The organism is Bifidobacterium aesculapii (assembly GCF_001417815.1).
GTDB classification, from domain to species: Bacteria; Actinomycetota; Actinomycetes; order Actinomycetales; family Bifidobacteriaceae; genus Bifidobacterium; species Bifidobacterium aesculapii.
In genome coordinates this window covers 1-9339 of the sequence record NZ_BCFK01000075.1, presented here as the reverse complement: position 1 = coordinate 9339, position 9339 = coordinate 1, and the positions used below count along the sequence as shown (strand labels likewise).

Genomic DNA, 9339 nt, shown 5'->3' with positions numbered 1-9339 from the left:
CGGCGATTTTTGCAGGGGCGAGTTGGGGGGGGGCGAGGTGAGGCGAGCGAACGGGTTTCGGGCCACAGGCCGCCGAGCGTGAAGGTGTCGACCTTCTTGGAGGCGGAGTCGCCGGAACCGGATACGGGGGTGTCGTTCGTGCTGGACGAGCCGCAGCCGGCGAGCGCCATCACTGCGGCGGCCACGGCCGCGACGGCGGTGAATAGGATCCTCTTCTTGCTGTTCATGATTGCTTCCTCTCTATGGCGATATGAACATGTGTGTTGGATTGTGGTTGGTGGGTGGCTCGGCGCGATTTTGGTGCGCAATCAGGGCGATTTGCGCACCAAAAGCGCGCCGAGAGGGATGGGCGTATACGCTCCGTCACAGGTGACGCGTGCGGCTTCAAGGCGTACCGAGGGAAGGCGTACGAAGGTACGTCGAACCTGCCGCCGGCTGCCGCCGGCTGACGCCGGCCGTCGCGGTCTGACGACCGCTCCCCTCGGCTACGGGAAGCCCACTGGGCTTCCCGCTTAACGCCTCGGCGCAGAAGACGCTCCGTCACCGCCCTTCATCTTGGACTTCCTGTTCGAGGTTGCCGAGATACAGGCTGATCACCTTCGGGTCTTCGAGCAGGTCGCGCCCGCGGCCGGAGTAGGCGTTGCGGCCTTGGTCGAGGACGTAGCCGCGGTCGCAGATCTGCAGGCAGCGGCGTGCGTTCTGTTCGACGATGATGACGGAGACGCCGGCTTTGTTGACTTGGCGCACGCGGATGAAGGTTTCGTCCTGGAACATCGGGGAGAGTCCTGCGGAGGGCTCGTCGAGGAGCAGTACGGACGGGTTCATCATCAGGGCGCGGGCCATGGCGACCATTTGGCGTTCGCCGCCGGACAGGGATCCGGCGAGCTGGTTCTTGCGTTCTCCGAGCCTGGGGAAGATGGAGCACACGTAGTCGAAGCGTTCGTTGAACTTCTTCGGGGCTTGGTAGGCGCCCATGTGCATGTTCTCCGCGATGGTGAGGGAGGGGAACACGTTTTCGGTCTGCGGCACGAATCCCACGCCGAGGGAGACGAGCTTGTCTGCCCTCAAGTTGGTGATGTCCTTGCCTTTGAGGATGAGGTGCCCGGAGTGGATGTGGACGAGTCCGAACAGGGATTTGAGGAGCGTGGATTTGCCGGCGCCGTTCGGCCCGATGATGCCGACGATCTCGCCTTCGTGGAGGGTGAGGGACGCTCCGTTGAGGATGTTGACGCCGGGCAGGTATCCGGCGACGAGGTCGACGGCGTCGAGCAGCGGTTCGCCGGCCGGTTCGCCCACGTGGATTTCGGAGCGCGGTCGCGCGTCGACGGCGGCGGGCGCGGTTGCGGCGCCTGCCGCGCCCGCCACGCTCGTCGCGCTCGTCGCGCTCGATACGTCTGTCGCGCTCAGTGTTGCGGTGCTGGTCATGTCAGGCCTCCTCGCTTTCCTTCAGATCAAGGACGGAATCGTCACCGAGGTCGATGTCGGCGTGCGCGCCGAGATAGGCGTCGATGACGGCCGGATCGCTCATCACGCTCTTCGGCTGCCCTTCGGCGACGATGCGGCCTTCGGCCATGACGGTCACCCAGTCGGCGATGTGACGGACCATGTTGATGTCGTGTTCGACGAACAGCACGGTGGTGCCTTCCTCGCGCAGAGCCATGATGTGGTCGAGCAGCGATTGCTTCAACGCGGGGTTGACGCCGGCCATCGGCTCGTCGAGCATGACGAGCTGCGGGTCGCTCATCAGCGCGCGTGCCATTTCGAGCAGCTTGCGCTGCCCGCCGGAAAGCGATCCGGCGAAGTCGTTCTTCTTCTTGATGAGCAGGAACCGTTCGAGCAGCGCCTCCGCCTTTTCGATGTTCGCCCGCTCCTGTTTCTTCCACAGGCCGGGAACGAGCGAGCGGAACAGGCCTTCGCCGGGCTGGACGGGCGCGCCGAGCAGCATGTTGTCGAGCACGGTGAGGCGGCTCATGACCTTGGTGAGCTGGAAGGTGCGGACCATGCCCATGCGCGCCACCTGTTCGGGGTGCACGTGGGCCATGTCGTGCCCGTCGAACCGCCAGGCGCCGGAGTTCGGCGTGTCGAAGCCGGTCATCAGGTTGAAGAACGTGGTCTTGCCGGCGCCGTTCGGGCCGATGAGCGCGGTGATGCCGTGGCGTTCGATTTCGAAGTGGTCGACGTTCACGGCGGTCATGCCGCCGAACTTGCGCACGACGTTGTCGGCCACGAGGATCGGGTCGGGCTTGTGCACGCCGGGCGTGTTCTCGACGAATGCGAGGTCCTCCTTCACCTTGTCGCCGAACGCGGTGGAGATGAGGTGCTCGCCTTCGGGGGCTTTGGTGGCCCATTGCGCGAGGTCGTGGAACGGCTTGCCGGGTTCGGCGGGGTTCACGTCCTGTTCGGACAGGTTGGCGGCGGTGACGCCGGCGATGGTCTCGGCCGGTTCGGCGGCCGGCGCGGCGGCGGCCTTTCCTGCGGCCGCTCCCGGCTTCCCAGACAGTTGCTCAGGCATTGAAGGCCAACTCCTTCCTATCTCCCAACAGGCCTTGCGGTCTGAAGATCACGAGGCACATGAGCGCGACGCCGACGATCACCCATCCCAATGATTCGACCTGGTTGGAGGAAATCACGGTTTCGGGAATCGCGCCGCGCATGAGCTCTTTGACGAACGTGAGCAGCACCCACAGCAGGCAGGAGCCGAGAATCGGCCCGAAGATGGTGGCGGCGCCGCCGAGCAGCAGGATCGTCCACGCGTAGAACGTGACCGCGCGGCCGAGCGAATCGGGTTGCACGGAGCGCGGCAGCACGAAGACGATGCCGCCGAGCGCGCCGAAGATGCCGCCGATGATGAGCGACTGCATTTTGTAGACGGTGACGTTCTTGCCGAGCGAACGGATCGCGTTCTCATCCTCGCGGATACCTTTGAGCACGCGCCCCCACGGCGAGCGGAACCAGCGCCAGCACAGGAACGCGGCGATGGCGACGAGCACCCAGGCGACGATGCGCAGCCACCACGAGTTCGCGATGTTGTTCGAATACGTCCAGAACAGGAACGTGGTGGATTCGTCCGGCAACGGCGACAGGTCCTCGAACTGCGTGGTGAAGTCCTGCGGCGAGATGCCGGCCGAGCCGCCGGTGATCTCCGTCATAGCGGTGGAGCGCCCGACGATGCGGATGATCTCCGCGGCGGCGAGCGTGACCATGGCGAGATAGTCGGGTCCGAGCTTCAGCGTCGGGATGCCGAGCAGCAGCGCGTAGATGACGGCGAGCGCGATCGCCGCGCACACCGAGGCGAACAGGTTGCCGCCCATCATCTGCACGATGGCGAACCCGTAGGCGCCGAGGAGCATGAAACCGGCTTGGCCCATGTTCATCAGTCCGGTCATGCCGAAGTGCATGTTGAGTCCGATGGCGGCGAGCGCGTACGCCGCGGTGGTGGGCGCGATGAGTTCGCCCAGCGTGTTGGTGATGATGGTCATGAAGTCCATGTCTCAGCCCACCCTTTGCTGTTTGCCGAAGATGCCCTGCGGTCGGATCAGCAGGACGATGATGAGGATCGCGAGCGCGCTGGCGTATCGCATGTCGTTGGGGATGACGAGCGAGCTCATGTCCGCGACGATGCCGATGATCAACGCGCCGACGAGCGCGCCGTTCGCGGTGCCGAGTCCGCCGAGCGTGACCGCGGCGAACATGAGCAGCAGCAGCGTCGCGCCGGTGTTCCATGAGATGCCGTTGAGGTAGACGCCGAGCAGCACGCCGGACAGCGCGGCCATCGCGCAGGAGATGATCCATACGATGCGCACCACCTGTTCGACGTTGATGCCGGAGGCGGCGGCGAGCGCGGCGTTGTCGGAGACGGCGCGCGTGGCGCGGCCGAGTCGCGTCCGGTAGAGGAACAGGCTCACGCCGACGATGGTGACGATGGCGATCGATGCGGAGGTGAGCGTCGGCATGTCGGTGGTGATCGGCCCGAGGCGGAAGCTGTCGGGGACGGATTTGACGATGCCTTTGATGTCGCCGCCGAAGAAGAACTGGAACAGGTATTGCAATGCCATGGACAGGCCGATGGTGACGATCATCTGCTGCATGGTGCCGACGTGCTTGCGGCGCAATGGCGCCCAGACGATCTCGTTCTGGATCCAGCCGGTCAGACCGCCGATGACCACCGCGAAGATCGCGGCGGGCACGAGCGGCCAGTGGAGGATCTGCGTGCCGACGAACGCCATGAGTCCGCCGAGCGTGACCTGCTCGCCGTGGGAGAAGGAGCTCAGGCCGGTGGTGCCGTAGACGAGGTTCATGCCTACGGACATGAGGCCGAGCATGAGGCCGAAGATCACGCCGGAGTAGAGCTGCTGCCAGAAGCGGGCGCCGATGTTCGCGCCTGCGCCGCCGCCGTCCGTGGTCGTCGTGCCGGTCGAACCGGATGCCGCGCCGCCATTGCCGGACGCACCGGTCGCGCCGGACGTGCCGGAGGTGGGCGCGGGTTTGTCGAAGCGGACGACCTGGCGGGCCGCGTCGAAACTGTTCTTTTCGACTTCGACGGTGGCGGTCGCGGCTTTGAGTCCGTTCTGTTCGGCGACGGATTCGTCCATGCTGACGGTGTACTTGCCGTCCTTACCGACGCTGAACGCCCAGTTGCCGTTCGCGTCGGTGGTGGTGGTGGCCGATTCGGCGCCGCTCAATGTGATTTCAACGCCGGCGATCGGCTTTTTGGAGGCGTCCTGCAGAATGCCGTTGACGCAACCGTTCGTCGCGGACGGGTTGCATGTGGGTACGGCTTCGGCCGCCCGGGCTTGCTGGGGTGGGGTGAAACAGAACGTCATCAGTAGGGTCAATGCGGCCGCGAGCAGCGACAGCGATACCAATCCCATTCGATGACGCCGTTGGATATGGGTAACGGCTGTCATGTGAATGTCCTCTCTGGATGTGCTTCACAACCTAGAGAGGCAAACGGAGCACACGGTTATGCTCCGGTTTCCCGCGGGTTACCGCGCGAGCCGCATATTACCCGAGTATGTCGAAGGGCGTCGTTTGATTTCGCGGGCATTACCAAGTGTCGCCCGCGTCACACGAATCGCGCGCCCGCACGCCAGCGAAACACGTCAGCGAAACACGCCAACGCCACGCGTCAACGGAACGAGACGGCCCAGCCGGCGGCGACGCACAGCAGCGGCACGAGTATCGTCGCGGCGCAGTAGAACGCGGCCATCGCGTACTTGCGGGCGTGCGCGAGCGACACCATTTCGTTGATCGCCGTGGAGAACGTCGAGAATCCGCCGAGGAAGCCGGTCACGAACAGCAGATACGCGTCATGGTCGACCGTGCCGGACGCGTACGCTCCGGCGGCGATGCCCGCGCAGAACGTGGCGATCACGTTGATGATGAACGTGGACAACGGGAACGCGCGCGACCACCACCGCTGCACCGACGTGTTCACGATGAACCGTGTCACGGCGCCGAGACCGCCGCACAGGCAGACGAGCAGGAACGTCATCACGCCACCTCCCCGCCGTCGTGCGCGGCGTGCGCGCCACGCGCACCCGCCGCGCCGTCCATGACGGAATGCACTTCGCCGGTGACGGGATCGCCGACGAGCGGAATCTCGTCGGTGACCGGCGCCGGTTCGAACGACGGCACGTCGGCGTCCGGCACGGGCGCGGACGTCGCGACGCGCGGCGACACGGCCGCCGGCAGCGGCTGGCCGTAGTCGCCTTCCGGCGGCATGGACGATTTGATCTCGATCGGGCCTACCAGCGGATCGCCGACCATGATTGGTTTGTCGGCGATCGCGACGCCGTCCACGTCGACGTCGTGTTTCGGCGCGGCGTGCGCGGGGCCAGATGTGTCCGCGGCGATGTCGGCGACCGCACGGGCGACGACGCGCGCGGACCGGCGCGCCGCGGCGATCAGCGCGAGACGCGCGCCGGCGGCGGCGGCGAGCAGACCGCACGCGAAACTGACGAGCATATAGCAGAGGAACCCGCCGATCTGACCGGCGTGAATGGACGTGAGCTCCTCGATGACCATCGCGGACAATGTGGAGAAGCCGCCGCACATGCCCATGCCGATGCCGCGCGACGTGAGCTGGCGCACGCGCTTGCGAATCCACGCGGCCTGCGCCATGTACGTGGAGACGAACGCGAAAATCAGGCACGCGGCCATGTTCGCGAGGAACGTGGCCGTGTGGAACGCGCTGAGCCACCCCTGTTCGGCGGCCGGCGCGGGCATGGCCAACGACAGCCCGTAACGCAGGGCGGTGCCGACGCATCCGCCGAGGAACACGACGAGGTAGATCATGCCGTCCGCGAGCGGATTGAACTGCCCCTGCACGCGCTTGACGGGCGCGAGCGGAATCGCCGGCGGCGCGGAGGCCGCGGCGGCGCCCTTCGGATGCGGTACGTCCGCCGCGTAGGCGCGGGCGTGCGCCGCGGTCATCTCCTGGGTGGACGGGTCGGGTTCGGCGAAGTACTCCGGTGTTTCGTGCAGGACGGCCATGTGATCGTCTCCGGTTGCGTTCGGCGGATCGATGCGAGGTCGCCGCGTGACCGTGCGCTGGTATGCGCGGTCACGCGGGCGGCGTCAGTCGATCAGCGAGTGGACGGAGATGATGTGGTCGCGCTGCGGGCCGGTGCCGATCGCGGAGATGCGGCAGCCGGACAGCTCTTCGAGACGCTTGACATACGCCTGGCAGGCGGCGGGCAGCTCGTCGAAGGAGTGGCAGCCGGAGATGTCCTCGTCCCAGCCGGGCATGGACTCGTAGATCGGCTTGGCGGCGGCGAAGGCGGCCTGATCGGTCGGCATGTCGTCGTGACGTTCGCCGTCCACGTCGTAGGCGACGCAGATCGGAATCTCCTTGAGGCCGGTGAGCACGTCGAGCTTGGTGAGCACGATGTCGGTCAGACCGTTGACCTGGCTGGCGTAACGGTTGACGACCGCGTCGAACCAGCCGCAACGGCGCGGACGTCCGGTGGTGACGCCGAACTCGTGGCCCTGCTGGCGCAGCCATTCGCCGGACTCGTCGAACAGTTCCGTCGGGAACGGGCCTTCGCCGACGCGCGTCACGTACGCCTTGGAGACGCCGATGACACGGTTGATCTTCGTCGGGCCGACGCCGGTGCCGGTGCAGGCGCCGCCCGCGGTCGGATTGGACGAAGTGACGAACGGGTAGGTGCCGTGGTCGACGTCGAGCATCGTGGCCTGGGCGCCTTCGAACAGGACGGTCTTACCTTCGTCGAGCGCCTTGTTGAGGATCAGGCCCGTGTTGGCGACGTACGGCTTGAGGCGTTCGCCGAGCTTGAGGAGCTCGTCGGTGGTCTGGTCCACGTCGATCGCGCGGCGGTTGTACAGCTTGACGAGGATCTGGTTCTTCTGGTGCAGGCTCGCCTCGACCTTGTCGTGCAGGTGCTGCGCGTTGAACAGGTCGTGCACGCGGATGCCGACGCGGTTGATCTTGTCCGCGTAGGCGGGGCCGATGCCGCGGCCGGTGGTGCCGATCTTGTGCTTGCCGAGGAAGCGCTCGGTGACCTTGTCGAGCGTGCGGTGGTAGGGCGCGATGACGTGCGCCGCTTCGGAGACGAGCAGATGCGAGCAGTCGATGCCGCGCGCCTCGAGACCGTCGATCTCCTCGAAGAGGACTTCCGGATCGACGACGACGCCGTTGCCGATGACCGGGGTGAGGTTCGGGTTGATGATGCCGGAGGGCAGCAGGTGCAGGGCGTACGATTCGTCACCGACGACGACACTGTGGCCCGCGTTGTTGCCGCCGTTGAAACGGGCGACATAGTCGACCTTCGTGCCGATGAGATCCGTGGCCTTGCCTTTGCCTTCGTCTCCCCACTGGGCACCGATCAGAACGATTCCGGGCATGATGCACCTCCGCAACTGCATTCTCTGCTGATTCGCCGCTAAATTCCGCCGCAAGACAGACTACCGTACACCCTCTACGCCCGTCCGTCACGTCTCACACCAGTGTATTGACGTCTCTGCGCGATTTTGGTGCGCAAATCAGGCGATTTGCGCACCAAAATCGCGCAGAGACAATGCGCAAGCGCAGGGAGGCGAAGCCGACGTTGACCAACCAATCCAAGGGTTCGGCACCGAAAACAGTGTCTAGTTCGAGCGGATGGTTGACGGGTGCCCTGGGGCATGGTTTCGTTTGTCGAGTGAACAGGTATACGTTTCCGTGTGTTTACGTTTCCGTGCCGGCGGAATCGTTTCCGTCCAAAAGCGTCTGCATTCGTCGGGGCCTATGCCCGTCGATGGGGATTGTTCCTCCCTCAACTCAGGCGGGCTGACTTTCCGGGTTGGGGGGAGGAACCCGGCCCACGGGGCCGACGTGGCATATTCGGCTCGACATCGCCCAAACCGCCATTTTCCAACGATTAGGCGTTACCCTTGCTTGGCGGGGATTCCGCCCTCAACCCCGAAACCGCCCTCTGAGCGGTTGAGGGAGGACGATTTTCCGCACACAACCCGGTGAAACCGGTTGCCCTCAGTTGAGGGAGGAGGGGACGGCGGGTCGGCGGGGAATGAGAGCCGAGCCCGTCCGCTTGGAAACGATCCCCCAATGTCGAGGAACAGGTCGAGGGGGACAGGGTGATTCGTCCTCGATCCGTTGAGCCCGATCTCTCCCGGCCAAGGAAACGCTCCCGCCCCACACAGGCCACAAGTACCCGCCTGGCCCCGACGTGTGGAGCACCGGCGCTCCACACGAGCGTCAGGTCCCGGCATGTGGAGCAGCGCTGCGCCACGCAAGACCCGCAGGACATTCGTTGAGGGCCGTGTGGAGCAATACCGCTCCACACAACGCGCGACAAGGAAGAAGAGACGGAAGTGTGGAGAGCGGCCCCTCCACACGCGACGCATACGCGAATACAGGCACAAGTGTGGAGCAATATCGCTCCACACAGGCCACAAGTACCCGCCTGAACCCGAAGTGTGGAGCAGCGGCGCTCCACACAAACGTCAGGCCCTGGCATGTGGAGCAGCGATGCACCACACAAGACCCGCAGGCATCTGATGAGGGCCGTGTGGAGCAATACCGCTCCACACAAACTGGTGAAGCCTCAAAAGAAAAACCCTCCGGGGCCGAGCCGTGAAGAAAACGCCAGAGGCGTTTTTAGGCGAAGCCGAGCGACAGCGAGGAGGAAACAGCAATCGCCGAAGGCGAATTCTTAATTGCAGGACCGGAGGGGAGCCGCCCGGAGCACAGTCCATCGGACTGTGCTTAGGCTCAGGGAGGCGAAGCCGATGTTGACCAACCAACACAGGGGTTAGATACGAAATAGAAAAACCCTCCGGGGCCGAGCCGTCAAGCAAACAACCCAGTGGGTGTTTGGG

At 65.1% G+C, this 9339-nt stretch carries 7 protein-coding genes and 1 pseudogene; all 8 read right to left on the bottom strand.

Translation table 11 applies throughout. The annotated features are described in order from the left end of the window. A pseudogene (locus tag BFAL_RS10135) lies at nt 1-227 on the bottom strand (hypothetical protein); the annotation flags it as partial. A 313-nt stretch (nt 228-540) separates the two neighbouring features. After that, complete coding sequence (locus tag BFAL_RS10130; protein ID WP_082440535.1) at nt 541-1425, bottom strand: ABC transporter ATP-binding protein; 885 nt, start codon at nt 1423-1425, stop codon at nt 541-543. Between the two features lies 1 nt (nt 1426). Then, nucleotides 1427-2512, bottom strand: coding sequence for an ABC transporter ATP-binding protein (locus BFAL_RS10125; RefSeq protein WP_082440534.1), 1086 nt, complete (start codon nt 2510-2512; stop codon nt 1427-1429). Then, entirely contained in the window at nt 2505-3488 is a 984-nt protein-coding gene (locus tag BFAL_RS10120) for a branched-chain amino acid ABC transporter permease (RefSeq protein ID WP_055428256.1), read from the bottom strand. The genes BFAL_RS10125 and BFAL_RS10120 overlap by 8 nt, the downstream gene beginning before the upstream one ends. A 3-nt stretch (nt 3489-3491) precedes the next feature. After that, on the bottom strand, nt 3492-4907 hold the full coding sequence (locus tag BFAL_RS10115) for an ABC transporter permease subunit (RefSeq protein WP_055428255.1): 1416 nt from the start codon (nt 4905-4907) through the stop codon (nt 3492-3494). A 221-nt stretch (nt 4908-5128) separates the two neighbouring features. Continuing rightward, the gene (locus tag BFAL_RS10110; protein ID WP_055428254.1) at nt 5129-5494 is read right to left on the bottom strand and encodes a fluoride efflux transporter FluC; all 366 of its coding nucleotides are present in this window, start codon (nt 5492-5494) and stop codon (nt 5129-5131) included. After that, the gene (locus BFAL_RS11175; RefSeq protein ID WP_055428253.1) at nt 5494-6495 is read right to left on the bottom strand and encodes a fluoride efflux transporter FluC; all 1002 of its coding nucleotides are present in this window, start codon (nt 6493-6495) and stop codon (nt 5494-5496) included. Before BFAL_RS11175 ends, BFAL_RS10110 begins: the two co-directional genes overlap by 1 nt. An 84-nt stretch (nt 6496-6579) precedes the next feature. Continuing rightward, entirely contained in the window at nt 6580-7866 is a 1287-nt protein-coding gene (locus BFAL_RS10100) for an adenylosuccinate synthase (protein ID WP_055428252.1), read from the bottom strand. Nucleotides 7867-9339 lie beyond the last annotated feature (1473 nt).

Coding starts and splice junctions, on each gene's coding strand:
- BFAL_RS10110 (WP_055428254.1), bottom strand. CDS start 5,494: ATGACGTTCCTGCTCGTCTGCCTGTGCGGCGGTCTCGGCGCCGTGACA.
- BFAL_RS10130 (WP_082440535.1), bottom strand. CDS start 1,425: ATGACCAGCACCGCAACACTGAGCGCGACAGACGTATCGAGCGCGACG.
- BFAL_RS10120 (WP_055428256.1), bottom strand. CDS start 3,488: ATGGACTTCATGACCATCATCACCAACACGCTGGGCGAACTCATCGCG.
- BFAL_RS11175 (WP_055428253.1), bottom strand. CDS start 6,495: ATGGCCGTCCTGCACGAAACACCGGAGTACTTCGCCGAACCCGACCCG.
- BFAL_RS10100 (WP_055428252.1), bottom strand. CDS start 7,866: ATGCCCGGAATCGTTCTGATCGGTGCCCAGTGGGGAGACGAAGGCAAA.
- BFAL_RS10115 (WP_055428255.1), bottom strand. CDS start 4,907: ATGACAGCCGTTACCCATATCCAACGGCGTCATCGAATGGGATTGGTA.
- BFAL_RS10125 (WP_082440534.1), bottom strand. CDS start 2,512: ATGCCTGAGCAACTGTCTGGGAAGCCGGGAGCGGCCGCAGGAAAGGCC.